Below are 25,678 nucleotides of genomic sequence, written 5' to 3' on the forward strand. Positions count from 1 at the left end.
GAAGGACCGTCGATGTTCACCTACAGCGCCAACCCGGCCCGGGTCGTGTTCGGCAGCGGCACTCTCTCCGTCATCCCCGGCGAGGTGCGGCGGCTCGAAGCCGGCCGGGTGCTCTTGGTGGCCGGAAAGTCCGCCGCGGCGGCAGCCGACCGGACGGCTGAGGCGCTCGGCCCGCTGCTCGCCGCGCGTTTCGGCGAGCCCGCCATGCACACTCCGGTCGAGGTCACCGAACGCGCGCTCGCGCTGGTCACTGAGCATTCCGTGGACTGCGTCGTCGCGATCGGCGGCGGGTCGGCGACCGGGCTGGCCAAGGCGCTCGCGCTGCGCACCGACATCCCGCAGATCATCGTGCCGACCACATATGCCGGGTCCGAGATGACACCGGTGGTCGGCCAGACCGAGAACGGGCGCAAAACCACCCAGTCGTCGCCGAAGGTGCTGCCCGAGGTGGTCGTCTACGACGTCGGCCTCACTCTCGGCCTGCCTGTGCCGACGTCGCTGACCAGCGGCGTCAACGCGATGGCGCACGCGGTCGAGGCGCTCTATTCGGCGCAGGCGAACCCGATCGCCGACCAGTTCGCCCTGGAGGCGATCCGGCTGCTCGCCGCCGCGCTGCCGCGGATCGCCGCCGATCCGTCCGATGTGGACGCTCGGACGGACTCGCTGCGTGCCGCGTGGCTGGCCGGCTCGTGCCTGGGTTCGGTCGGGATGGGCCTGCACCACAAGCTGTGCCACACCCTCGGCGGCAGTTTCGGGCTGCCGCACGCGGAAACGCACACGATCGTCCTCCCGCACGCCATGGCGTACAACGCGCCGAACGCTCCAGAGGCGATGCGGCAGATCGCCGAAGTGCTCGGTGCGCCGGACGCGCCTGCCGCGGTCTTCGATCTGATCGCCAGCCTGCCGGTGCCGCATTCGCTGGCCGAAATCGGTCTTGCCGAAGGCGACCTCGCCAAGGCCGCCGAACTGGCCACCGCCGCTCCGTATCCCAATCCGCGCGAACTCACCCGCGACGGCATCGAAGACCTGCTGCGGCACGCGTGGTCCGGCGTCCGCCCGGCCCCCGCGCCGGGCACGCCGCCGGATCTGCGCGGGCTTACCCAGGAGGTCGTGGACAGTTTCGCCAGCACACCGGACCCGCGGTTGCGCGAACTGCTGTCCGAGCTGGTCCGCATGCTGCATTCGTACGTCGTGCGCACCGATCTCACGCAGGAGGAGTGGGAGTACGCGATCGGCTTCCTCACTCGCACCGGGCAGATCAGCTCGGACACGCGGCAGGAGTTCATCCTGCTGTCGGACACCCTCGGCGTGTCGAGCGTGGTCGACGTGCTCGCGAACTCGCGCACACCGGACACCACGCCCTCGGCCGTGCTGGGCCCGTTCTACGTCGAAGGACCGCCGGAGACCGAGCAGGGCGCGGATCTCGCCGAAGGACTGCCGGGAACTCCGCTGTGGACAGACGTCCAGGTGACCGAACCGGACGGAACCCCGGTGCCGGACGCGGTCGTGGACGTCTGGCAGTCCGATGAGGACGGTTTCTACGACGTCCAGCTCCCCGGCCTGGACGGTCCGGTGCTGCGCGCCCGCTTCCGCACCGGCGCCGAGGGCAGGCTGCGGTTCTGGACGATCGTGCCGTCGGCGTACCCGATCCCGGACGACGGCCCGGTCGGCGGTATCCTCACGGCGACCGAACGGCATCCGTTCCGCGCGCCGCACGTGCACTTCCTGATCGCCAAACCGGGCTACCGCACGCTGGTGACCCAGTTGTTCGTCCGCGGCGGAGACTACCTCGGCTCGGACACCGTGTTCGGCGTGAAGGACGGCCTGATCGTCGACTTCGCCGAGCAGGCCGGCCCCGCGCCGGACGGGCGCGAACCCTGGCGCCGCCTCGATTTCACCTTCCGCATCTCCCCGGAAACCCACCATGACCAGTTATGACACCGACGTCCTCGTGGTCGGCAGCGGCCCGGCGGGCGGTTCCGCCGCGCTGCTGCTCGCGACCTACGGCGTGCGCACCGTGCTCGCGACCAAGTACGGCTGGATGGCGCACACGCCTCGCGCGCACATCACCAACCAGCGGACCATGGAGGTCCTGCGCGACCTCGGCATCGAAGACCAGGCGCTCGCCCAAGGCACGCCCCCGGAGCTGATGGGCGACACCGTGCTGTGCACGTCGCTCGTGGGCGACGAGATCGGCCGGATCGCGAGCTGGGGCACCGCCGATCGCTCGGCCGCCGAGTACGCCTCGGCGAGCCCGTGCCACATGATCGACCTGCCCCAGACCTACCTCGAACCGATCCTGGCCACGAACGCCGCCGCTCGCGGAGCGAAACTGCGCCTGGACACGGAATTCCTCGACTTCGCCCACGACGCCGACGGGGTGACCGCACGATTGCGAGACCGGGTGCGCGGCGACGAGTTCACCCTCCGCGCGCGCTACCTGATCGGCGCGGACGGCGCCCGCGGCCGCGTCGCCGAGCAGGCCGGGCTGCCGATCGACGGCCAGTCCGGCAAGGCCGGCAGCATGAACATCACCTTCACCGCCAACCTCGCCGAGCACGTCGCGCATCGGCCGAGCGTGCTGTACTGGGTGATGCGGCCGGGCGCGCACCTCGGCGGCATCGGGATGGGCCTGGTGCGGATGGTCCGCCCGTGGAACGAATGGTTGCTGACCTGGGGTTACGACATCGCTCAGGCACCGCCCGAGGTGAGCGCCGAGGAAGCCGCCCGGATCGTCCGCGACCTCGTCGGCGATCCGGACCTGCCGGTCGAGATCACCTCGACTTCGCTGTGGACGGTCAACCACAGCTACGCCACGCAGTACTCGTCGGGGCGCGTTTTCTGCGCGGGCGACGCGGTGCACCGGCATCCGCCGTCCAACGGGCTCGGGTCCAACACCTCGGTGCAGGACGCGTACAACCTGGCGTGGAAACTCGCGATGGTCGTGCGCGGAGAGGCGGGCGAAGGACTTCTCGACAGCTACAGTGCCGAGCGTGCCCCGGTCGGCAAGCAGATCGTGGGCCGGGCGAACCTCAGCCGCGACCAGTTCGGGCCGATCTTCGCCGCGCTCGGCATCGACGGCGACACCGATTCGGACGCCATCACCGCCGGTCTCGCCGCCTGCGCCGCCGCCACCGAGGACGGAGCGTCGCGGCGGAAGCAGTTGCGGGCGGCGATCGAGCTGAAGAACTACGAGTTCAACGCGCACGGTGTCGAGATGGACCAGCGGTACGCCTCGAACGCGGTGCTTCCGGATGGCGCCGAGCCTGCCGCGGACCGGGATCCCGAGCTGTACCACCGCCCGACGACCACGCCGGGCGCGAAACTGCCGCACGTCTGGCTTGTCGGCCCTCACGGTCGCCGAGTGTCCACACTGGACCTCGTCGGGCGCGGGCGGTGGACTGTCCTCACCGGACTCACCGGCAACGCCTGGCGGGACGCCGCCGCGCGAGCCGGTGCGGACCTCGGGCTGGACCTGCGGGTCGTGACCATCGGTTCGCCCGAGGCGCGCGACTCCTACGGCGACTGGGCTCGGATCAGCGGCATCGAGGAAGACGGCTGTCTCCTGATCCGGCCGGACGGTTACCTCGCCTGGCGACACGCGGCCGCCGGAACCGGCCTGCTGGAAGCACTTCGCAAGCTCCTGGACCGTCAGCTCACGGCATCCCCCACGGATCGCTCGACCCGCCCGGCGCCACCGGCCGGACCGTGAAGTCCGGCCGGTCGCCGCGGCGGCAGACATACGCGTCCTGACCGCGTCCGAGATCGACCTGCACGTCGCCGTTCGCCAGCCGCCGCCAGCGACGCGGACGGCCGTGCGCGTCCGTCACCGTCAGCTCGCCGTCGATCCCCGGGCGCAGGACACACGGTGCCCCGGCCTCGCTGTGCACCTTCAGCCAGCGCGTTTTCCCGCCTTGACGCGATGCACTGAGCAGGAACGCGCCTTCGGTCCGGAAGTCGCGCAGTGCGATGTCGCCCCACGCCGCCGGTACTGCCGGGAACAGCCGGACGACGCCGCCCCAGCTCTGCACGAGCATGTCCTGCATGGATTTCGCCGCGGACAACGGCGTTTCGATGACCGGACCGGATTCCTGGTACATCGTATTCGGCTGGATATAACGTTTTTGCAGTTCGCCGAGGTAATACGCGGCCTTCTCGCCGCGCAGCATCTGCGCGGAGATCGACGCGGCCCCGGTGAACGTGTAGCCCTGCAACGCCCCCTCGAAGCCGACCCAGTGATCGAGCGAGGTTTCGATGATCTTTCGGTGCTCCGGCTGTTCCCAGGTGATCTCGTAAAGCGGGTAGATCTGCAGCAGATGCGAGTAATGCCGGTGCGATTTCGCGAACGGGACGCCCGCGCCGATCATGTAGCCGTTCTCGTCGGCCGGGTAGTCGGTGAGCGTGGCGAGCACCTGCCGCCACTTCCCCGCCAGCGGATCGGGGATGCGCAGCTCTCGTGCGGTGTCCAGCAACGTCGTGCAGCCCCAGCGGATCAGGGCGAGGTCGTAATTGGTGTCCGGCGCGTTCACGCCGTACTCCGGGGAGAAGGTCGCCGGGAGATGCAGGCGGCCGTCCGGGCCGGGGGCGAGGAAGTGCAGGTAGTAGTTGATCGCCTTGCGCAGCAAGGGGAACAGCGTGTCGCGCAGCAGCCGGCGGTCCATCGTGTGCCGGTAGGTCAGCCAGACGTTGTGCAGCGCCCAGGTGAGGTTGCCGACCTCGGGCGTCGGGGTGTCCTCGCCGGGGATGCCGACCGGGTAGCCGCTGGTCGAGTCGGCGAGGCCGTTGAGCAGCGTCATGTCGGTGGTGCGCGGGATGCCCGCCGAATCGGCCTGGTACGGCTTCGCGACCTGGCTGGTGAGCCGGTCCCGGTACTTGCCGAGCGCGTAGCTGACCGCGTCGAGTTCGAGGTGGTTGGAACCCTGGATGAGCCAGTACTCCAGTTGCACGTTGAGGTTCCACCAGGTCGCGGGCCACGGCGTGTTCTCCAGCCACGGCCCGGACGTCGCCATCACCGGCGCTTCCCGGCGAGCCGCCGACGCGACTTTGTACAGCTGGATCCAGTAGAAGCTCTGCAGCCGGGTGTCCGGAATGGACAGGAAGCTGCGCCGGTAGTAGTCGTGCCACCAGCGTCGGTGATCCCAGGTCAGGACGTCCAGCGTGCTCGCGCGCCGCACCGTGTGCAACGCACGGACCGCCGAGGTCTTCTCCGGATGCGACCACGCGACCGACGTGTACAGCGTCCGCGCGCTGCCCCGGGTGACCTCGCGCCAGGCCGTCACGTGCTCGCCGCCCGCCAGCAGCGGCTGGACCGCGAGGTGCGCGTCGCCCGCCTGCCGCAATTGGACCGGCGGATTCTCCGCATATCCTTCTGGCGGCGGCTTTTTCCACACCGGGTCAGCGCGCGGGCTGATCGCCTTCGCCGGATGGAACACCCACCGGAACCCGCGTTCGCCCTCGGACGGCCGCATCTCCACCGCGAGCAGCGACTGTCCGGTGTGGACGATCGCGCGCAGCTTCAGGCTGCCCGCCGCGGTGGTGATCGTGCCGGTGAGCTCAGCGTTCCAGATGTCGAGCCGCCAGTCGAGTCCGGTGATCGCGCCGACCGGTTCGAGCGTGAAGTACCCGATCGGCAGCCGCGCCAGGCCGAACAGCGAGCCGAACTGCGGCCGGTGGTCCTGCACCTGGCTGTGCTGGACGGTGAAGCGGACCGCGTTGCGCCCGGGTTCGGCGTAGCTGCCCGAGCCGAGGAAACCGTTGCCCAGGAAGGGTCCCTCATACCAGGTTTTCGGCATCCGCCGCCAGCGCAGGTCCGCAGTCGCCAGGAAATCCGCCCAGTCGACGCCGTCGCGGTTCAGTTCCGCCGCGCTCGCCTGCGGCAGCCCGACCGCTCCGGCGGCGATCCCGGCGAGCGCTCCGCCGAGCACTGTGCGGCGCGAGATGTCCATGTCCGCCAACCTCCTCGTTTCTAGTCAGGCAAACCCCAGGCCGGAACAGCACCCAGCGAAGGAACGTCACGCGGCCCGAAGTCCGGACGGGTGCCGCGCGGGGTGACGGTGACCGTGCTGCCCCGCCGCAACTCCAGCGTGATCCGCCGAGGCCCGACCGGCCGCCACGGCAACCGCCGGCCCCCTTGATCGCGCACGTCGATCTCGCCGTCGATCCCGTGGTCGAGCACCAACGGCGCACCGGCTTCGCTCTGCACCCGCACGAACTCCGTCGCACCGTGCCGTCGCGAGGCGTCGACCAAGAACGCGCCCTCGGTACGCAGCCCGGCGATCGACGCGTCCGGCCACTGCGCCGACACCGACGGGAACGCCTTCACCACTCCCCCGGAACCCTGCAACAGCATGTCCACAACGGACTGTGCCGCGGTGATCGGGCTTTCGATGGCGAAGTTCGAGCCCTCGCGGTACATCGTGTTCGCGGTCAGCTCGGTGTCCGCGACGACGTTCCGGTCGAGGAAGAACTTCAAGTACCGCAAGGCTTCCTCGGGCTGGTCCATCACCGAGTTCATCGACGCCGCGGCCGCGTAGCTGTAGCCGTGCCAGGCAGACTGGTCCGCCGCCCAATGCCGGAAGGTGCGGGTCATGACGTCCCGATCGGCGGGCCGCTCCCAGTTCCGCTCCCGCAGCGGGTACAGCCAGAGCAAGTGCGAGAAGTGCCGATGCGAATCGGCAAGCCGGACGCCGTCGCCGATCAGCACGCCGTCGACCGGATCCTCCTGGTACGGAGCGAGTTTCGCCGCGATCTCCCGCCACATCGGCACCCGCGGCTCGTTCCGCCGCAGGATCCGCGCGGAGCGGGCCAGCGTCGTCGCGGCCCAGCGGATCAGCGAGAGGTCATACGTGCAGTCGGCCGCGTCGGCGTACTCCGGCGACCGGGTGAGCGGCAGGTGCAGGAGCCCGTCCTGGCCGGTGAAGAGGAAATGCCGGTAGAAGTTGAGCGCCTTGGCGAGCGTCGGGTAGAGCACGTCCCGCAGCACCGGCTGGTCGAGGTGATGGCGGTACGCGAGCCAGACGTTGTGCAAGCCCCACAACAGGTTCCCCGTCTGGTCCGTTTTGGACGTCGTCCCCGGAACGCCGACCGTCCTTACGCCGCCGGGCCGCAGCCGCCAGTCCCCCGGATGCGAAAGAGCGTAGGTATCGCCGTCCCGGCAGGCGGGCGGAACCGACATCTCCAGGTTCGCATGATCGCGGCGGAAGGTCTCGGTGACCGCGTCCAGCTCCGGATGGTTGGTGCTGTGCACGATCGGATACGTGACCTGGACGTTCAGATTCCACCACACCGCCGTCCAGCTGTTGCCGGCCTCCGGGAACCACGGCCCCCATTCGGCGGTCACCGGGCCGTCCTCGCGGGTCGCCGAGGCGATCTTGTAGAGCTGGATCCAGTAGAACCGCTGGACCTGTTTGTCCGGCACGGACACGAAACTGCGCTGATGGAAGCTGTTCCACCAGCGCCGATGCCAGGCGAGCAGCAGATCCGGGTTCATCGCGAGCGCCCGGCCGACCAGCGACACGGCGTCGCGGGTATGCGTGGAACGCGGGAACGAATACGCGACGACCGCCGCGAACAACCGCTTGGTGCCGATCCGCTTCTCCCGCCACGCCGTCGTGTACCCGCCACCGGCGGTCAACGGCTGCGCGCAGTACCCATTGGCCTGCTCGGGCTCGGGATTCGCGGTGTACTCCGGCGGCTTGCGGACCGTCCGCGTCGTCGCCGAGAGCAACGGCGCGAAGCCCCACGTCGCCCCGGATTCGCCCGCACTCGGGTCGAGCGAGACGAGCAGCACGCCGAGATCGTTGTGCACCACAGCGGAGAACGCGACCTGCCCGCGCGTGGTGGTGATGGTGCCGCCGAGTTCGGCGTTGTAGAGGTCGAGCGTCCAGTCGACCCCGGTGATCGCTCCGGCGAAGGCGAGCGTGATCGCACCGATCGGCAACCGCGACAGCCCGATCCCCGCTTCCCACTGGATGCGCTGGTCCTGGACCTGAGTGTGGCCGAGCATGAACTTCAGCACCTGCGGCGTCCGCCCGGCGTAGGCCTGGACGCCGAGATAGCCGTTGGCCAGGAACGGCGCTTCCTGCCAGTTCTCCGGCAACCGCTGCCAGCGCATCCGCGCATCCATGGCGACGTCTCGGTGCGGACTGCGCTGCGCGGCCAGTCCAGGCGGCGCCCCCTGCGCCCAAAGCCCGCCGAACGCCGCCGCCCCCGCGGCGGCTGACACGGATCGAAGCACCGTCCGCCGCGACACCCCGACCATGACGCCCTCCGGATTCATACTATGTTTCGCTCCCCACTGGCGCGGGATCAGCGGAATATATCCAGACAGAGCAGGCTAAAGCCAGAGTAGTTCACCCGGAAAGCCGCACAAACATCCGATGACTGGGACCGCCCGGAGCGCGTCCAGATACCTGAAGTCCGTGAGGGCCGCCCTCACGGACTCAGATTCCCTCAGGGTTCCCCTCACGACCCGCCACCGTGCGTGAAGGCCCCTTCACGGACGTGGATTCCCTCAAGGAGCCCTTCACCGACCACCCGCCCAGCCGCAGCCGCCCGCTGCGCCCAATGCCACACAGGGGCGCGCCCCGCTACCCGCGAGACCGTAAGCCGCTGCACCCCACCATCGACGCACCCAACCGCACCAGCGCACCCCACCATCGAGGCACCCAGCCCCTCCCCCGCACCCCGATCCGAAGCCTCCCTGCGGTTCGGGGGTGCTTGTCAAGGCATCTTTCCCGCCTTGACAAGCACCCCCGAACCGTCAGCACACTCAAGCTTCGGGGTGCCCCACGCAACCCCACGAGCGCTTCGGGGTGCCCCACGCAACCCCCACAAGCAATGTCGCCCCAGGGCGACGAGCCACCCTCACAACTCCGGCAACTCCACCCGCCCCAACCACCCCGCGAAAAACCCCCGCAACGACCGCCCCGCGTAAGACTCGGCCAGCGACACGAACTCCCCCGTAGTCACCGCCCCATGCCGGTTCTCCACCGCCCAAGCCTTCACCAGCGCGAAAAACGCCGGGTCCCCCATCTCCCCGCGCAACGCATGCAGCGTCAACCCCCCACGCTTGTACACCCGCTCGTCAAACATCCGCGCCACACCAGGATCACCGATAGCCACATCCGCGGGCTTGGCCCGCACCCGCGCATGCCACGCCCGAGCCAGCTCCTCCGTCGACGCACCGCCGGAGCGCTCCGACCACAACCACTCAGTGTAAGTGGCGAAGCCCTCATTGAGCCAAATGTGCTGCCAATCCGCGACAGTCAGGCTGTTCCCGAACCACTGATGCGCCAGCTCGTGCACCACGAGCCGCTCATGAGTCCGCTTGCCGTCCACGTGGTTGGCCCCGAAGATCGCCATCCCCTGCGCCTCGATCGGATCGTCGAGGTCGTCGTCGGTCACGACCACCACGTACTCGCCGAACGGATACGGCCCGAACCACTCCTCCAGCGCGTCCATCATCCGCCCCTGCCGCCCGAAGTCCCGCGCGAACGCCCGCCGCAGCCGAGGCGGCACCGCGGCCCGCTGCACGACGCCGCCCGGACGGTCGACCGAGATCTCCGGAACCCAAGCCCCGGAAGACAATTCGAGGTCCTCGTACCGGCCGATCTGGACGCTCATCAGATACGTCGAGGTCGGCTCCGGCCGTGCGAACACCCACTTCGTGGTGCTCGCCGACTGGTAGCGCGACACGAGATTCCCCGTCGCCGCAACGAGATACGGCGACGACGTGGCCACCGCGACCCGGTAGCTCGCCTTGTCCGCCGGATGGTCGTTGCACGGGAACCACGACGGCGCGCCCACCGGCTGGCTCGCCACCAGCGCGCCGTCGGTCAGTTCGTCCCAGCCGATGTCTCCCCATCGGCTGCCGACCGGCCGCGGATTGCCCGCGTAGCGGACCTCCACCTGGAACTCGGCACCGGCCGGCACCGAGCGGGCCGGTTTGACCTGCAGCTTCAGCCCGCGCCGCACGTACTTCGCCGGTTTGCCCTCGACCAGCACGCGCGACACCCGGAACTCGCCGAAGTCGAGTGTCAGCCGGGAAAGCGCCTGGGTGGCCTCGCAGGTGAGCACCGCGGTGGCGGCCAGCCGGTTCGGCCCGATCCGGTAGTCGAGATCGAGGTCGTAGTGCCGGACCCGGTAGCCGCCGTTCCCGTGCGCGGGGAGGTACCCGTCGCCCGAGGTCTCCGCTCCGGGCGCGGCCGCTTTCCCGTTCACCCGCACCGAAACCCGCTTTCGCCCGCCGCCGTGATCTTTTCCAGGATGAGGCGCCGGGGCGGGGTCCGCAACGGTCGTGGCCTCACCGCCGCCAGGCCGAGATCGGATTGCCGAGCCAGCGGCTGTCGGCGGGCACCGCGTCGCCGCGCGTCACGAGCGAGCCGGGGCCCACCGTGGTGCGCGCGCCGATGCTCGCGCCCGGCAGCACGATCCCGTGCGGGCCGAGCGTCGCGCCCTCTTCCAGCCGCACCCGCGACATGGTCATGATCCGGTCGTGGAACAGGTGCGTCTGCACCACGCAGCCGCGGTTGATCGTCGCGCCGTCGCCCAGTTCGACCAGGTCCGACTCGGGCAGCCAGTAGGTGTCGAGCCACACGCCGCGGCCGATCTTGACGCCCATCGTGCGCAGCCACGCGGGCAGCAGCGGCGTGCCGCCGAGCGACCCGATCAGCCACGGCACCGCGAGCGCCTCGACGAACGTGTCGGCCAGCTCGTTGCGCCACACGAACGAACTCCACAGCGGATGGTCGATCTCGCGGAACTTCCCGACCAGCAGCCACTTCGCCGCGGTCGCGGTGAGCGCGGCGACGATTCCGGCCGCCAGCAGCACCGGCCCGGCCAGCAGCGCGGCGACCCAGAAACCGCCCCACGCCGCCAGCGCCAGCAGGGAACCCGCGACGCCGACGGTCAGCGCGACCGCGCACATCACCGGCAGGATCCGGCACAGCTCGACCAGCGCCCGCGCCGCCTTGAGGTGCGGCGGCGGTGTGTACGTGCGGCTGGTGTCGCTCTCCTCCACCGCGCGGCGCACCGGCAGCGGCGGCATGCCCAGGTACGACGAGCCCTTCTTCGCCTTCGCCGGCGTCGAGGACAGCACCCCGACCAGCCCGCGCTTGGGCACCGAACGGCCCGGCGCGGTCATCCCCGAGTTGCCGAGGAAGGCCTGCTTGCCGATCCGCGCCGGGGCGGCGTGCAGCCAGCCGTGGCCCAGTTCGTAGGTGGCGACCATGGTGTCGTCGGCGAGGAACGCGCCACTGTCGACTTTGGTCATCTTCGGCAGCGCGAGCACCGTAGACGCCTCCACGTTGCGGCCGACCTTCGCGCCGAGCAGCCGCAGCCACACCGGCGTGAACAGGCTGGCGTACAACGGGAACAGGCCTTCGCGGGCCATCCCCATCAGCCGCTCGGTCGCCCAGACCTGCCACGCGACGCGGCCGTGCACCGGGTGGTAGCCCTCGACCATGCCGACGCCCAGCGCGCGGACCCCGGCCAGCACAAGCAGCGCGTAGGTCAGGAAGTAGGCGACGGTGGCGACCGGCACGAACAGCAGCGCCTGGCCCAGCGCAGCACCCAAATCAGAGGTGCCAGCGACCGCATAACCGATCACCACGACTCCGGGCAGCGCGGCGATCCCGGGCAGCAGCCCGAGCAACACCGAGGTCGCGCCGTACACCGAAGCCCAGAACCGCGACCGCGGCGGACGGCTCGACGGCCACTTCAGCGCGTCTTTCAGGTCCGAGCGCACCGCGGGCGAACCGGCCCAGCGCTGGCCCGCCGGGACCGCGCCGCGCACGGTCGAACCGGCGGCGATCTCCGCGCCCTTGCCGATCCGGGCACCGGGGAACAGTGTGCTGCGCGCGCCGACCCGGGCCTCGGCCCCGATCCGCATCTTGCCGATGCGCACGAGGTCGCCGTCGACCCAGTGGCCGGACAGATCGACCTCGGGCTCCACCGCCGCGCCGCGGCCCAGTTTGAGGAAACCGGTGACCGGCGGCGGCGAGTGCAGGTCGACGTCCTTGCCGATGCGCGCGCCGAGCGCCTTCGCGTACGTCGTCATCCACGACGCGCCCGCGACGCTGTCCGCGCCGCTGAACTCGGCCAGCTTCTCGGCGGTCCACAGTCGCAAGTGGACACTCCCGCCGCGCGGGTAGGCACCAGGGCGGACCCCGGACAGCAGCACGCGCGCGCCGCCCGCGGCGATGGCGATCCGCCCCGCCGGGGTGAACAGCACGAGCCAGGCGAGCACCAGCCACGCCCAGTTCAGCGTCGGTGCCCAGGAAACGCCCAGCAGCGCCAGCACGTTCGAGCAGGCGGCGGCGAGCGTGGTCCAGCGCAGGCCGACGAGGCCCATCAGCGGGACCATCAGCAGGGACTGCACGAGCCCGGCGCGGCGCGGCGTCGGCGCGATCTCGCGGCGCTCGGTCTCCTCGCCGCTCAGCGCGTCCAGCTTCGCGGCCAGCGCGCCCAGCTTCGGATTCTGGTAGATGTCGCTGACCGACACCTCGGCGTAGCGGGTGCGGATGCGCGCGATCAGCTGCGCCGCGGTGAGGCTGCCGCCGCCGTTGGTGAAGAAGTCGGCACCGGCATTGCTCACCGACACGCCGAGGATCTCGCTCCAGCCTTCGGCCAGCCACGCCTCGGTCGGCGACAGCCCGGCCGCGCTCGCGTCCACAGTGGACAGCGGCCACGGCAGCGCGGCGCGGTCGACCTTGCCGGACGTGCGGGTCGGCAGGTCCTCGATCGTCGCGAGCAGTGGCACCAGCGCGGCGGGCAGCTGCGCGCGCAGCCGGGTCGCGGCGTCGTCGGTGTCGAGGGTTTCGCCGTCGTCGGGGACGATGTAGCCGACCAGGACCTGGTTGCCCGCCTTGGTGCGGCGGACCGCGGCGGCCGCGCCGCGCACGCCGGGCAGCGCCTGCAGCGCCGCGTCCACCTCGCCCAGCTCGATCCGGCGGCCGCCGAGCTTGATCTGCTCGTCGAGCCTGCCGAGGAACAGCAGGCCTTCCGGCTCCGCGCGGACCATGTCGCCGCTGCGATAGGCGCGCTCCCAGCCCATCGACGGCAGCGGCGCGAACTTCTGCGCGTCCTTCTCCGCGTCGAGATACCGGGCGAGCCCGGCCCCGCCGATGACCAGCTCGCCGGTCTCGCCCATGGCGACCGGCTCGCCCGCTTCGTTCACCACGACCAGCTGCCAGCCGACCAGCGGCAGGCCGATCCGCACCGGACCCTCACCGGTCATCTGCGCGGCGCAGGCGACGACGGTCGCTTCGGTCGGGCCGTAGGTGTTCCACACCTCGCGGCCTTCGACGGCCACGCGCTCGGCCAGCTCCGGCGGGCAGGCTTCGCCGCCGAAGATGAGCAGGCGCACGTCCTCCAGCGCGTCCGCCGGCCACAGCGCGGCCAGCGTCGGCACCGTCGAGACGACAGTGATGCCCTGCGCGACCAGCCACGGGCCGAGGTCGACACCGGTGCGCACCAGCGCGCGCGGCGCGGGCACCAGGCAGGCACCGTGCCGCCAGGCGAGCCACATTTCTTCGCAGGAGGCGTCGAACGCGACGCTCAGCCCGGCCAGCACCCGGTCGCCGGGGCCGATCGGCTCGTCGGTCAGGAAAAGCTGTGCCTCGGCGTCCACGAAAGCCGCCGCCGAGGCGTGCGTGACCGCGACGCCCTTCGGCTTGCCGGTGGAGCCGGAGGTGAAGATGATCCACGCGTCGTCGGCCGGGCCGGGCCGTCCGGTGACGCCGCTCGGGGTCCCGGCGACGGTGATCTCGCCGTCGGTGGCGATCGCCGCGACGCCTGCCTCGCCGAACACCAGCTCAGCGCGCTCGTCGGGATCGTCCGCGTCGACCGGCACGTAGGCCGCGCCGACCGACAGCGTCGCCAGGATCGCGACGTACAGCTCGGCGGAGCCGGAGGAGATCCGGATGCCGACGCAGTCGCCGAGGCCGACGCCGTGCTCGCGCAGCTTGCGAGCGTAGGCGTCGATCTCTTCCGTCAGCCTGCGGTAGCTCAGCGGGCCGGTGCCGTCGTCGAGCGCGGCGGCGTTCGGGTGCCGCTCCGCGGTCGCGGTGAAGACGTCCAGAAGGGTGCGCTCGGCGGCGGGGGCGGCGGTCTCGAACAGAGCGGGCGAGAGCGCGGCCTCGACGGCGAGGGTCAGGGCTTCGGTGCTGCCGGAATCGGCGGTCAGCGTCACCGGGCCACCTCGGCGGCCGGGCGCGCTCCGGTATTCCGGAACGAGGTGGGCACGGTCGAACTCTGGGCGCGCAAGCCCATCACTCACCTTTCGCGAGCGTCATTCGGGCTTGCCGTCCGAATGAGGCGCCCGTAGCGACCGTCCACCTTACGCGGCAATCAAGCCCAGGTCGCGTCCGGGTAACGGCCGCGTGTCGGACGTCACGACACGCAGGCCGGGCAAGGGAATCCCGGGAAATCGAGTTCTCCGGGATTCCCTTGCCGGGAAAGGAATCAGCGGTTGCGGGCCGCTTTTCCGCCCGCCTTGGGCTTCTGCTTCTTTTCGCGGACGCGCACATTCACCCGGACGGGACTGCCCGCGAAGCCGAACTGCTCGCGGAATTTCCGCTCGATGAACCGGCGGTAGCCTGCCTCCAGGAACCCGGTGGTGAACAGCACCAGCGTCGGCGGGCGGATGCCCGCCTGCGTCGCGAACAGCACCTTCGGCTGCTTGCCGCCGCGCACCGGCGGCGGCGTGGCCGCGACGAGGTCGGACAGCCAGCCGTTGAGCTGGCCGGTCGACACGCGCTGGTCCCACGACGACAGCGCCGTGCGCAGGGCGGGCGCGAGCTTGCGCACCGCGCGCCCGGTGAGCGCGGAGACGTTGACCTTCTCCGCCCACGGCACCCGCACGAGGCCGCGGTCCAGCTCGCGCACCATCGCGTACCGGCGGTCCTCGTCGACGAGGTCCCACTTGTTGAACACGAGCACGCACGCCCGGCCCGCCTCGACCACCATCGTCAGCACCCGCAGGTCCTGTTCGGTCAGCGGTTCCGAGGCGTCCAGCAGCACGAGCGCGACCTCGGCCGCGTCGATCGCGGTCTTGGTGCGCAGCGAGGCGTAGTACTCCGCGCCGTCGGCGAAGTTCACGCGCTTGCGCAAGCCCGCGGTGTCCACGAACCGCCAGATCTCGCCGTCCAGCTCGACCAGCGAGTCGACCGGGTCGACCGTGGTGCCCGCGACCGAGTCGACCACCGAGCGCTGCTCGCCGGAAAGCCGGTTGAGCAGGCTGGACTTGCCGACGTTCGGCTTGCCGACCAGCGCGACGCGGCGCGGCCCGGCGGTCACCGTGCCCGCTTCGCGCGGGGCCTCGGGCAGCGCGGCCATGATCGAGTCGAGCAGGTCGCCCGAGCTGCGCCCGTGCAGCGCGCTGACCGGATGCGGTTCGCCGAGACCCAGCGACCACAGCGACGCGGTGTCGGCCAGCAGCCGGTCGTCGTCCACCTTGTTCGCGGCCAGCAGGACCGGCTTCTTCGAACGGCGCAGCACGCGCGCGACGGCCTCGTCGGTGGTGGTGGCCCCCACCGTCGCGTCGACGACCAGCAGCACCGCGTCCGCGGTCCGCATGGCCATCTCCGCCTGCGCCGCGACCGAGGCCTGCAAGCCGGTGGCGTCGGGCTCCCAGCCGCCGGTGTCGACGAGCGTGAACCGGCGCCCGGCCCAGAAGGCGTCGTAGGCGACGCGGTCGCGCGTCACGCCCGGCACGTCCTGCACGACCGCTTCCCGGCGGCCGAGGATGCGGTTGACCAGCGTGGACTTGCCCACGTTCGGCCGCCCGACCACGGCGAGCACCGGCTGCGCGGCGGCCGCCCGGCCGTCCGCTTCCTCGGCCTCGATCTGCGCGTCGAGCGCGGCGAACTCGGACTCGTCGGACCAGCTTCCGTCGACCTCGCCCAGCCCGTCCACCGCACTGTCGGCGGCGTCAAACCCTGTCATCGTTTCCCAACTTCACCTACGGCGTGGCGAACCCGTGTTCGCCACGCCAGTCGTCCAAAGCCTGCACGAGCGCCGCGAGCTGCGTGCGCAGCTCTTCGGTGCCCTGGTCCAAGCCCTTGCGGCCCGGACCGACCTTCAGCGCGAACGGCTCCCCGAAGAGGAGGTCCACGCGCGGGCGCCAGCGGCGCTTGCCGTCGGCGGGTTTGCGCGTCCCGCGGATCGCGATCGGCAGCACGGTGGCTCCCGAAGCGCGCACCAGCCACGCCGCACCGCGCTCCGCGGCCCCGACGTCGCCCCCGCCGCGCGTGCCTTCCGGGAAGACCCCGACCGCCCCGCCCGCCTTGAGCACTCCGACCGCCGTGGTCAGCGGCGTCCGGTCGATCTCGCCCCGGCGGACCGGGATCTGGCCGATCGCCCGCAGGAACCGGCCGCCGATCCCGGTGAACAGCTCGGCCTTGGCCAAGAACGCGCTGCGGCGCGGAAGCAAACCGATCACCAGCTGCGGATCGACGTTCGAACTGTGGTTCGCGATCACCACGAGCGGCCCGCCGGCGGGCACCCGGTCGCGGCCGTGCACCCGGATCCGGAACGCCGGACGCAGATAATACCGGCCGGAGATCCGGCCGACGTCGTGCAGGAGGCCGTTCGCCCCTTCGGGCAGGGCGCCGCTCACCGGCTGACCCCGGCCTCGGCGGCGGCGGGTTCGGCCGGGCAGTCGCCGAGCAGCCCCCGCCCGCGGGCGAGTTCGGCCAGCGCGACGATCACCTGGTCGATCGTCAGCTCGGAGGTGTCCACCTGGACCGCGTCCCCGGCCGCGCGCAGCGGCGAGGCGGCGCGCGTGGAGTCGATCCGGTCGCGGCGCTCCACCGATTCGCGGGCGGACTCGACGCTCGAAGCGCGGCCCGCCGCGGAGTCCTGGGTGTTCCGCCGCGCGGCGCGGACCTCGGCCGAGGCGGTGAGGTAGATCTTGAGCGGCGATTCCGGCGCGACGGTGGTGCCGATGTCGCGGCCCTCCACGACGATCCCGCCCTCGCCCTCGACCGCGTCGGCGATGATCCGGCGCTGACGGGCGACGAGCACCTCGCGCACCTGCGGCACGGCTGACACCGGCGACACCGCGCGGGTCACCTCGGGGCCGCGGATCTCGGCCGCGACGTCCTCGCCGGCCAGCCGGACGTCCGGCCGTTCCGGGTCAGTGCCGAGCGAGAAGCCGACGTCGTGGGCGAGCGCGCCGACGGCGTGTTCGTCGTCGAGATCGATCCCGGCCCGCAGCACGGCGAGCGTGACGACGCGGTACATCGCTCCGGTGTCGAGGTAGCGGGCGCTCAGCCGTCCGGCGAGCTTGCGCGCCACCGTGGTCTTGCCGGTTCCCGACGGGCCGTCCAGCGCGACCACCCCACGTAGGGCTCCCGTCACCGATGCTCTCCTCACGTTCGTCCCGCACACCCCGTCCGGTTCATTCTGCCCGTAGCCGATCCCGGCACCTCAGGCGGTGCCCGCGGCGGAGTTTCAGGCGTCGCTAGACAATCTAGCGGCGCTAATCTAGCGTTGCGTTTGTTCCTAGCACTGCTAACTCACCGGGGTTCCCATGCTGATCACCGCTTACGTCCTCGCCGCCATCCCCGTCCTCGGCATCATCTACGTCGGGTTCGCCTATCTGTTCGCCCCGGCGAAGACCGCCGCGACGTTCGGCCTGCGGGAAATCCCGGCCGGATCGACGGCGTTCTTCGAGATCAAGGGGAACCGCGACCTCGGCACCGGGCTGATCCTCGGCGTCGCGATGCTCGCGGGCAGCGCGCACCTGGCCGGCTGGCTGCTGCTGGCCGCGACCGTCATGCCGGTCTGCGACATGCTGATCATCCTGCGGCACAAGGGCAAGAAGAGCGCGGCCTACGGAGTGCACGGCGCGACCGCCGCGTTCATGGCCGCCACCTCGGTGCTGTTCCTGCTGGGCTGAACTCGGCGAATCGGACAATGAGTTACCGTGGCTGATGTGAACGTCGAAGTCACCCCTCTTCCCGGAATCGGTGTCCGCAAGGACTTCGCCACCCGCGCGGGCCGCCGCATCGGCGTCGTGACCCAGCGGGACGGCAAGATCGAGCTGATCGTCTCCAAGTCCGACGATCCGGACGCCTGCCTCGCGTCGCTGCCGCTGACCGCGGACGAGGCGGGCGCCCTCTCGAACCTGCTCGGCGCGCCGCAGCTGGTGGCGCAGCTGAACGAGGAGCACCGCGAGCTGCCGGGCATCAACACGAAGCAGCTGCCGATCACGGCGGACAGCCCGTTCGACGGCCGTTCGCTCGGCGACACCGCGATGCGCACGCGCACCAGCGTCTCGATCGTCGCGGTGATGCGAGCCGGGCAGGTGCACCCCTCGCCGACGCCGGACTTCCTCTTCACCGCGGGCGACCTGCTCGTCGTGGTCGGGACTTCCGAGGGCCTGGAAGCCGCCGCCAAGATCCTCAAGCACGGCTGATGGATCACACCGCACTTTCGCTGGTCGAGCTCGGCGCGGTCTTCTTCGTGCTCGGCGCGCTGGGCAGGCTCGCCGGCCGGATCGGCCTCTCCCCCATCCCCCTGTACCTGCTCGGCGGCCTGTGCTTCGGCTCGGGCGGGCTGATCCCGCTCGCCGACATCGGCGATTTCTCCCACCTCGCCAGCGAGATCGGCGTGGTGCTGCTGCTCCTGCTGCTCGGCCTGGAGTACTCCGCGGCCGAACTGTTCAACGGGATGCGGCGGTCCTGGACCGCAGGCCTGGTGGACATCGTGCTCAACGCCGCCCCCGGCGCGGCGGTCGCGCTGCTCCTGGGCTGGGGCCCGATCGGCGCGATCGTCATGGCGGGCGTCACGTACATCTCGTCGTCCGGAATCATCGCGAAGGTCCTCGGCGATTTGGGGCGGCTTGGTAACCGCGAGACGCCGGTGGTGCTGTCGATCCTCGTGTTCGAGGACCTCGTGATGGCGCTGTACCTGCCGATCCTGACCGCGATTCTCGGCGGGGTGAGCCTGCTCGGCGGGCTGGAAGCGGTCGGGATTTCACTGCTGGTGATCACCGTGGTGCTGGTGATCGCGCTCAAGTTCGGGCGGTATGTGTCGGCGCTGGTGGACAGCGACGACCGGGAAGTCTTCCTGCTCAAGATCCTCGGTGCGGCGCTGCTGGTGGCCGGGATCGCTTCGGCGTTGCAGGTTTCGGCGGCGGTCGGGGCGTTCCTGCTGGGCATCGCGGTGTCCGGATCGACCGCGCACAACGCGACCCGGCTGCTGGAGCCGTTGCGGGATTTGTTCGCCGCGATGTTCTTCGTGGTGTTCGGGCTGAACACCAATCCGTCGTCGATCCCGCCGGTGCTCGGCTGGGCCGCCGTGCTCGCTGTCGTGACCACTGTGACGAAGGTGGCTACTGGATGGTGGGCTGCTCGACGGCAGAAGATCGGCCGGTTGGGCCGGGCCCGTGCCGGGGCGGCTTTGGTCGCACGAGGCGAGTTTTCGATCGTCATCGCCGGGCTGGCGGTCACCGCCGGCGCGGTGGACGGCGAACTGGCCGCGCTGGCGACGGCTTACGTACTGCTGATGGCGATCCTCGGGCCGACCGCCGCGCGAGTGGTCGAGCCGATCGCGAAAGCCATGCAGCGCAAGGCCGCCGCGAAGGAAACCGTCACCGCCAGCTGACGTTCGTGAGGGGGACCCTGAGGGAATCTGATTCCCTCAGGGTCCCCCTCACGGCTTTCGTCAACGCAGGTCGAAGCGCGCGGCCGCGGGGACGTGCGCCAGGGGGCCCGCGGGGGCGGATTCCGTCCGCGGACGCGCCGGAACCGCACCGGCCAGCGGGACCTGGGCCGAGGTCTTGGCCAGGTCGATGGTCAGCTTCGGCGGATTCGCCGGCGCGGTGATGAAATTGGCGTCCGTCCCGCCGATCACCAGCGCCAGTCGGTGCCCGGCCGGGACGACGTGGTCCGTGCTCGCGAGACGGAACGTCATCGTGTACGCCTTGCCCGGCGTGAGCCGCGCTTCCCGGCTCAGCGACTGGTAGTTCGCCAGATCCGCCCAGCCGCGGCTGATGATCGTGTAGTCCACGTTCTTCGTGTCCGCGCTGGTCACCTTGTAGCAGGCGCTGTCGCCGTCAGTGCTCGAACCCCAGCACGTGCGGTCCGTGCCGGTCACGATTCCCTCGCCGGGGCCGGAGAAATTGCGGATCGTCGCCGGGCCGTAGTCCACCAGCATCGCCGACAGATGCGCGGTCGAGGTGCTCGGCGTGGCCGTCACGGTGATCGACGAGGTGCCCGAGACCTGCACCGGCGAGGTGAGCGCGGCGGTGCTGTAGAGCACACGGTTCGCCGACGTGGCCGACGGATTCGCCGCCCACTCGTTCTCCCCCGCGCTCGGGTTGTCGGTGAACGACGCGGTGCCCCGGCTGCCCGCAGTGCCGAGCGTGCCGACGCCTGCCGTACGGCCTGGCTGCGGACGCAGGATCGTGGCCTTCGTGCCCGGTGCCGGGTAGGTCGCTTCGTTCGCCCACTGGTCCGGCTGGCGCTCGACGGTCGCCTGCGGTTCCTTCTCGATGCCGTTGTCGACGCCCATCAGGTAGTGGTCGAACCACCGGTGCAGGGTGTCGACCCACTCGGTGCGGCGGTAGTCGAACGGGTCGACGTGGCCGGTCTGCGCAAGCCAGATCTTGCGCTGCACGCCCTTCGCGGCGAGCGCGTCCCACCATTGGCCGTAGTTGATCGGCATGACATTCAGATCGTTCACGCCGTGCGAGATGAACACGCTGGCGCGCACGTTCTTCGCGTTCGCCACGTAGTCGCGCTCCGCCCACAGCGGCCCGTAATCGCCGTTCCCGGTCGCGCCCTCGGCGAGTTTCCGGTTCTGCGCCGAACAATCCTGGCCGCCGTTGCGCTGCTCGACGGTCTGCGCGAGCCCGTCCGGGTTGAAGCCGAACGAGACGCCGTCCGAGCGGTAGTAGTCGTACCAGGAGCTGATCGCGGAGATCGGCACGATGGTCTTGAGCCCCTCGACGCCGGTCGAGGCGACGCCGTTGGCGATGGTGCCGTCGTAGGACTTGCCGATCATCCCGACGCCGCCGTCGCTCCAGCCCGCCGACATCTTCGTGCCGCCGGTTTTCGCGGTATAGCCGGTCGCGCGGCCGTTCAGCCAGTCCACGACCTTCTTGGCCGACTGGACGTCCGAGTTGCCGCCGACGTCGACGCAGCCGGTCGACCGGTTGGTGCCCGCCAGGTCCACGAGCACCGTCGCGTAGCCGCGCGGGACGAAGTAGTTGTCGTAGAACAGCGGGAAGCCGACCGGGCGGCCCTGCGCGTCGTACGTCTTGAACTGGGTTTCGTTGCCGCGCCCCACCGAGGAGTAGTACGGGCTGGCGTCCATGATCACCGGGATCTTCTTGCCCGCCTCGGCCGGTTCCTTCGGCCGCACGATGTCGGCGGCGACCCGGTCCGGCACGCCGTCCCCGTCGCCGTCCCGGCCGAGGTCGACCCACACCGTCTCGCGGATCGCCCCGGCGTAGTCGTACACCGGTTCGGTGCCGGTTCTCGCCGGGGCGGCCGTCGCGGCCGCCGGCGCCACCACTCCCGCGGCCAGCACCGCGGCGGCGCACAGCCCTGTCAGCACACGCATTCCCGTCGCCCTCCAGAGTCGTCGTCGGGTACCGACAACTCAACCCGGGCGGCGGGGTCCGGCAGCAGGGCCGAAAGTGGGGAACCGGTCAGAGTCCCACGGTGCGGTACAGCGTGCCGACCTCGCCGCGGTTCAGCCTGCGGATCGTGCCCTGGCGCTGATTGCCCAGCTGCACGTCGCCGACCGCGGTGCGCACCAGCTTGCGGACCGGATGCCCGGTGGCCGCCATCAGCCTGCGCACGATGTGCTTGCGGCCCTCGTGGATCACCAGCTCGATCATGCTCCGGCCGGAATGCATGTCCTTGACCCGGAACTGGTCGACCTTCACGATCCCGTCCGGCAGCTCCCAGCCCGCGCGCAGCTCCTTGCCCAGCCCGCGCGGCACCAGGCCCTCGACTTCGGCGAAGTAGGTCTTGAGCACCCGGTACGACGGGTGCATCAGCCGGTGCCCGAGGTCGCCGTCGTTGGTCAGCAGCAGCAGGCCCTCGGTGTTCTCGTCGAGCCGCCCGACGTGCACGACGCCCGGGGTCTCCTCCCACCGGCCGCGCAGGTAGTCGCCGACGCACGGGCGGCCCCGGTCGTCCGACATCGTGGAGTGCACGCCCTTGGGCTTGTTGAACGCGAGGTACACGAGGTCGTCGCGGAGGTTGACCCGCGTGCCGTCGACGTGGATCACCGCCTCGTCCGGGTGCACGCGGCGACCGAGTTCGGTGACGACCTCGCCGTCCACCTCGACCCGGCCGGCCGCGATCAGGTCTTCGGCCGCCCGGCGCGACGCCACGCCCGCCTGCGACAGGACCTTCTGCAGGCGGATGCCGTCGGGGTGTTGCTCAGATGTCATCGATGGTGTCCACTTCGGGTAGCAGCGGAGCGATCGGGGGCAGGTCGTTCAGCGACGACAGCCCCAGTCGCTCCAGGAACAGCTCGGTCGTCACGTACAGCGTGCCCGTGGTCTCCGGGTCGGTGCCCATCTCCTCGATGAGCCCCCGCGCCAGCAGGGTCCGGATCACGCCGTCCACGTTCACCCCGCGCACCGCCGCGACCCGGGCCCGGGTGACCGGCTGCCGGTACGCGATCACGGCGAGGCTCTCCAGCGCGGCCCTGGTCAGCTTCGACCGCTGGCCGTCCAGCAGGAGCTTCTCCACGAACGGGGCGTAGGTGTCCCTAGTGTAGAACCGCCACCCTTCGCCGACGCGCCGCAGGTCGATCCCGCTGGCCCGCTCGGCGAACTTCTGCGCCATGGTGCGCAGCGCGACGGTCACCCTGGCGACCGGCTGGTCCAGCGTTTCGGCGAGAGAATCCTCCGCGATCGGCGAATCCACGACGAGCAGCAAGGCTTCGAGGGCGGCTTCGAGCGCCTCGTCGTCCTCGACGCTGGGCAGGCCGCTGTCCACGGCGACCAGGCCTTCGTCATCGGAAGGCTCGGCGGCTTCCGGATCGGCTTCGGGGGTTCCGTCAGCTTCGGGCTCGGCTTCTGTTTCGGGCTCGGCTTCTGCTTGCGGCTCGGTTTCGGCTGGCTCCGGGGCCTCGGCTTCCGCCGCAGGAGCTGACGCGACAGGCTCCGCCTCGTTTTCCGGCTGCGGCGCGGTTTCCGGCTCAGTCTCCTCGGCCTGCTCGACCGGTGCGCCGTCGTCTTCGGTGCTCACCCGTATTCCTCCTCCTCGGCCGCCGCGCGGTCGTGCTCGGCGGCGGCGGACGCCTCGGCCACGCTGCCGCCGGTCCAGCGGACGTGCAGTTCCGCCAGTGCCTCCAGCTGGTCGAACTGCACCGACGATTCGCGGTACAGCTCCAGCAGCGCCAGGAACCGGGCCACGACCTCCACCGTGTGCTCGCAGTCCGAGGTCAGTTCCTTGAACGTCGCCTGCCCGGCCTCGGCGAGCTTCAGCCGCAGCAGCGCGGCGTGCTCGCGCACGGACACGCGGCCCATGTGGATGTGCGCGATCGACACCTGCGGCGGCGGTTTCGGCCGGAACACCGCGACCGCGATCTCCGCGAACCGTTCCGGCGTGACGCCCAGCATCACCTCCGGCAGCAGCCCGAGATACCGCTCCTCCAGCGCCACCGACCGCGGGTACCGCCGCAGCGCGCCTTCCTCCAGCTCGCCGAACAGCGCGGCCACCTGCTTGTACGCGCGGTACTGCAGCATCCGCGCGAACAGCACGTCGCGGGCTTCCAGCAACGCGAGGTCGTCCTCGTTCTCGACCTCGGCCGCGGGCAGCAGCCGGGCGGCCTTGAGGTCGAGCAGGGTCGCGGCGATCACCAGGAACTCGGTGGTCTCGTCGAGGTTCCAGTCCGGGCCGAGCGCGCGGGTGTAGGCGATGAAGTCGTCGGTGACCGTGTGCAGGGCGACCTCGGTGACGTCCAGCTGGTGCTGCGAGATCAGCTGCAGCAGCAGGTCGAACGGGCCCTCGAAGTTCTGCAGCCGCACCTTGAACTTCGAGGAGCCCTCGTCGGCGGCGTATCCCTCGGGGATGGTGCCGCCGTGCACCGTCTCGTGCTCGGCCGGAGCGTCGCCGGGAGTCTCCGGGACGTCCGCGGCCGCGGCACCGTCGGTGTTCTCAGCGCTAGCAGTGTTCTCCGAGACTGCCGCTTCCGGCTCCGGCAGCTCGGCCGATGCCGGTTCGTCCATCAGCCCTCGGTTCCGCCGTCCTCGCTGTTCGCCCGCAATCGCTGCACCAGCACGGAGTCCTCGCCGCGCTGGTCGAAGTCGGCGAGCAGCACGGCGACCGCCTCGCGGACCAGCCTGCCGCGGTCGACCACCAGGTCGTGCTTGGCGCGCAGGTTCAGCCGGGCCTGCTCCATCGCGAGCAGTTCCTCGCCGGAGACGTACACGGTGATCTTCGCGTCGTGTTTGGTGCGCCCGGACCCGCTGCGCGCCGCGTTGCGGGACAGCTGGTCGGCCTCGGCGGGCGCGCTCGGCTTGCGCGGAGCCACCGGTTCCGCGGGAGCGGGCACGGCGGGTCGTTCGAGCGCGGGGGCGGCCGGACTGGAGGTGAGGCGGAAAAGCTCCGACGCTCCGGGCAGGGAAGCGCGCCTGCTCACCGCGCGATCACCTCACGGGCCAGCGCGCGGTAAGCCGCGGCGCCGGCGGACTTGGGGGCCCAGGTCGTGATGGGCTCGCCCGCGACCGTCGTCTCGGGGAACCGCACGGTGCGGTTGATCACCGTGTCGAACACGGTGTCGCCGAATGCCTCGACCACGCGAGCCATGACCTCCTTCGAGTGCAGGGTTCTCGGGTCGTACATCGTGGCGAGAATCCCCGTGATGTCCAGTTTGGGGTTGAGGCGTTCCTGCACCTTCTCGATCGTGTCGATCAGGAGCGCGACGCCTCGCAGACTGAAGAACTCGCACTCCAGGGGGATGATCACACCGTCCGCGGCGGTCAATGCGTTCACCGTCAACAGGCCGAGCGAGGGCTGGCAGTCGACAAGAACATAGTCGTAGTCGTTCAGCACCGGACGAAGGACCCGTAACAACGTGTGCTCGCGCCCTACCTCCGCGACGAGCTGGACCTCCGCCGCGGACAGGTCGATGTTGCTCGGCAGCAGGTCAACGCCGTCGACGCGGGTTTTGCGGAGCACGTCCTCGATCTGCACCGAGCGCTCCATGATGACGTTGTAGACCGTCTGGTCCAGTTCGTGCGGCTGGATGCCGAGCCCGACCGACAGCGCGCCCTGCGGGTCGAAGTCGACCAGCAGCACCCGGCGGCCGCATTCGGCGAGCGCGGCGCCGAGGTTGATCGTGGACGTGGTCTTGCCGACCCCGCCCTTCTGGTTGCACATGGCGAGCACCTTCGCCGGGCCGTGCCGCTCCAGCGGCGGCGGCTCGGGGATCTCGCGCAGCGGGCGCCCGGTCGGCCCGATCCCGCTCTCCGCGCGCTCCTTCGCCCGCATCCGGGCGCGTTCGGCGCGGGTCAGCGGCCGTTCCGGCTCGTCGCCCTCGTGGTACGCCGGCGTGGCGATCCGCGCGTGCTCCAGGTTCGCCGCGGCCGAACCGGAGGACCCGGCGGACCCGGACAGCCCGGCTGGCCCGGCGGACGCTGCCGGGTCCTCCGGCTGGTTCGGGGTCGGTGTCGACATGGCGCGAAAGCTCCTTGTTCGGCGGG

At 70.7% G+C, this 25,678-nt stretch carries 18 protein-coding genes; 5 read left to right on the forward strand and 13 right to left on the reverse strand.

Annotation, left to right across the window (positions count from 1 at the left end):
• Positions 1-12: 12 nt before the first annotated feature.
• Together BM362_RS42795 and BM362_RS42800 are read left to right on the forward strand one after the other, a co-directional pair.
• On the forward strand, positions 13-1,938 hold the full coding sequence (locus BM362_RS42795) for a maleylacetate reductase and hydroxyquinol 1,2-dioxygenase domain-containing protein (protein ID WP_093577023.1): 1,926 nt from the start codon (positions 13-15) through the stop codon (positions 1,936-1,938).
• Entirely contained in the window at positions 1,925-3,712 is a 1,788-nt protein-coding gene (locus BM362_RS42800; RefSeq protein WP_093577024.1) for an FAD-dependent oxidoreductase, read from the forward strand. The genes BM362_RS42795 and BM362_RS42800 overlap by 14 nt, the downstream gene beginning before the upstream one ends.
• Here the strand turns inward: BM362_RS42800 and BM362_RS42805 are convergent.
• From BM362_RS42805 to cmk, 7 genes are all read right to left on the reverse strand, one after another.
• Positions 3,657-5,945 carry a glycosyl hydrolase family 95 catalytic domain-containing protein gene (locus tag BM362_RS42805; protein WP_093577025.1) on the reverse strand — a complete coding sequence of 763 codons (2,289 nt, stop codon included), beginning with the start codon at positions 5,943-5,945 and terminating at the stop codon, positions 3,657-3,659. The two genes, BM362_RS42800 and BM362_RS42805, sit on opposite strands and share 56 nt — an antisense overlap.
• 20 nt (positions 5,946-5,965) lie before the next feature.
• Positions 5,966-8,260, reverse strand: a complete 2,295-nt coding sequence (locus BM362_RS42810) for a glycosyl hydrolase family 95 catalytic domain-containing protein (protein ID WP_093577047.1) — start codon at positions 8,258-8,260, stop codon at positions 5,966-5,968.
• Positions 8,261-8,865: 605 nt separating this feature from the next.
• The gene (locus tag BM362_RS42815) at positions 8,866-10,221 is read right to left on the reverse strand and encodes a M1 family metallopeptidase (protein ID WP_093577048.1); all 1,356 of its coding nucleotides are present in this window, start codon (positions 10,219-10,221) and stop codon (positions 8,866-8,868) included.
• Between the two features lie 82 nt (positions 10,222-10,303).
• The gene (locus BM362_RS42820; protein ID WP_093577026.1) at positions 10,304-14,191 is read right to left on the reverse strand and encodes a Pls/PosA family non-ribosomal peptide synthetase; all 3,888 of its coding nucleotides are present in this window, start codon (positions 14,189-14,191) and stop codon (positions 10,304-10,306) included.
• 272 nt (positions 14,192-14,463) lie between these two features.
• Positions 14,464-15,945, reverse strand: coding sequence for a ribosome biogenesis GTPase Der (gene der, locus BM362_RS42825; RefSeq protein WP_093577027.1), 1,482 nt, complete (start codon positions 15,943-15,945; stop codon positions 14,464-14,466).
• Between the two features lie 16 nt (positions 15,946-15,961).
• Positions 15,962-16,618: a lysophospholipid acyltransferase family protein gene (locus BM362_RS42830; protein ID WP_208865511.1), complete on the reverse strand. Its 657-nt coding sequence runs from the start codon at positions 16,616-16,618 to the stop codon at positions 15,962-15,964.
• A complete protein-coding gene (gene cmk, locus BM362_RS42835) occupies positions 16,615-17,340 on the reverse strand; it encodes a (d)CMP kinase (RefSeq protein ID WP_067589003.1) in 726 nt (241 codons plus the stop codon). The genes BM362_RS42830 and cmk overlap by 4 nt, the downstream gene beginning before the upstream one ends.
• Before the next feature lie 193 nt (positions 17,341-17,533).
• Between cmk and BM362_RS42840 the strand changes: the two genes are divergently transcribed.
• Genes BM362_RS42840 through BM362_RS42850 form a run of 3 tightly spaced genes read left to right on the forward strand, consistent with a single transcriptional unit; the run spans position 17,534 to position 19,611 of the window.
• A complete protein-coding gene (locus BM362_RS42840) occupies positions 17,534-17,902 on the forward strand; it encodes a DUF4267 domain-containing protein (RefSeq protein ID WP_093577028.1) in 369 nt (122 codons plus the stop codon).
• Between the two features lie 36 nt (positions 17,903-17,938).
• Positions 17,939-18,421 (forward strand): cation:proton antiporter regulatory subunit, encoded by a 483-nt coding sequence (locus BM362_RS42845; protein ID WP_009079551.1) that lies wholly within the window; start codon positions 17,939-17,941, stop codon positions 18,419-18,421.
• Positions 18,421-19,611: a cation:proton antiporter gene (locus BM362_RS42850; RefSeq protein ID WP_067589000.1), complete on the forward strand. Its 1,191-nt coding sequence runs from the start codon at positions 18,421-18,423 to the stop codon at positions 19,609-19,611. The genes BM362_RS42845 and BM362_RS42850 overlap by 1 nt, the downstream gene beginning before the upstream one ends.
• A gap of 60 nt (positions 19,612-19,671) precedes the next feature.
• Here the strand turns inward: BM362_RS42850 and BM362_RS42855 are convergent, their stop codons facing one another.
• The 6 genes from BM362_RS42855 to BM362_RS42880 all read right to left on the reverse strand — a co-directional run bounded on the left by BM362_RS42855 (position 19,672) and on the right by BM362_RS42880 (position 25,652).
• Complete coding sequence (locus BM362_RS42855; protein WP_093577029.1) at positions 19,672-21,573, reverse strand: Xaa-Pro dipeptidyl-peptidase; 1,902 nt, start codon at positions 21,571-21,573, stop codon at positions 19,672-19,674.
• An 88-nt stretch (positions 21,574-21,661) separates the two neighbouring features.
• Positions 21,662-22,414 carry a pseudouridine synthase gene (locus BM362_RS42860; protein WP_037815466.1) on the reverse strand — a complete coding sequence of 251 codons (753 nt, stop codon included), beginning with the start codon at positions 22,412-22,414 and terminating at the stop codon, positions 21,662-21,664.
• Positions 22,404-23,219 (reverse strand): SMC-Scp complex subunit ScpB, encoded by an 816-nt coding sequence (gene scpB, locus BM362_RS42865; protein WP_093577030.1) that lies wholly within the window; start codon positions 23,217-23,219, stop codon positions 22,404-22,406. Before scpB ends, BM362_RS42860 begins: the two co-directional genes overlap by 11 nt.
• Positions 23,216-24,202 carry a segregation and condensation protein A gene (locus BM362_RS42870; protein WP_202505646.1) on the reverse strand — a complete coding sequence of 329 codons (987 nt, stop codon included), beginning with the start codon at positions 24,200-24,202 and terminating at the stop codon, positions 23,216-23,218. The genes scpB and BM362_RS42870 overlap by 4 nt, the downstream gene beginning before the upstream one ends.
• Positions 24,202-24,615 (reverse strand): cobyrinic acid a,c-diamide synthase, encoded by a 414-nt coding sequence (locus BM362_RS42875; protein ID WP_067588996.1) that lies wholly within the window; start codon positions 24,613-24,615, stop codon positions 24,202-24,204. Before BM362_RS42875 ends, BM362_RS42870 begins: the two co-directional genes overlap by 1 nt.
• Positions 24,612-25,652, reverse strand: coding sequence for a ParA family protein (locus BM362_RS42880; protein ID WP_244287470.1), 1,041 nt, complete (start codon positions 25,650-25,652; stop codon positions 24,612-24,614). Before BM362_RS42880 ends, BM362_RS42875 begins: the two co-directional genes overlap by 4 nt.
• Positions 25,653-25,678: the final 26 nt, after the last annotated feature.

The sequence above is a fragment of the Amycolatopsis rubida genome, assembly GCF_900115345.1.
Lineage (GTDB): Bacteria > Actinomycetota > Actinomycetes > Mycobacteriales > Pseudonocardiaceae > Amycolatopsis > Amycolatopsis rubida.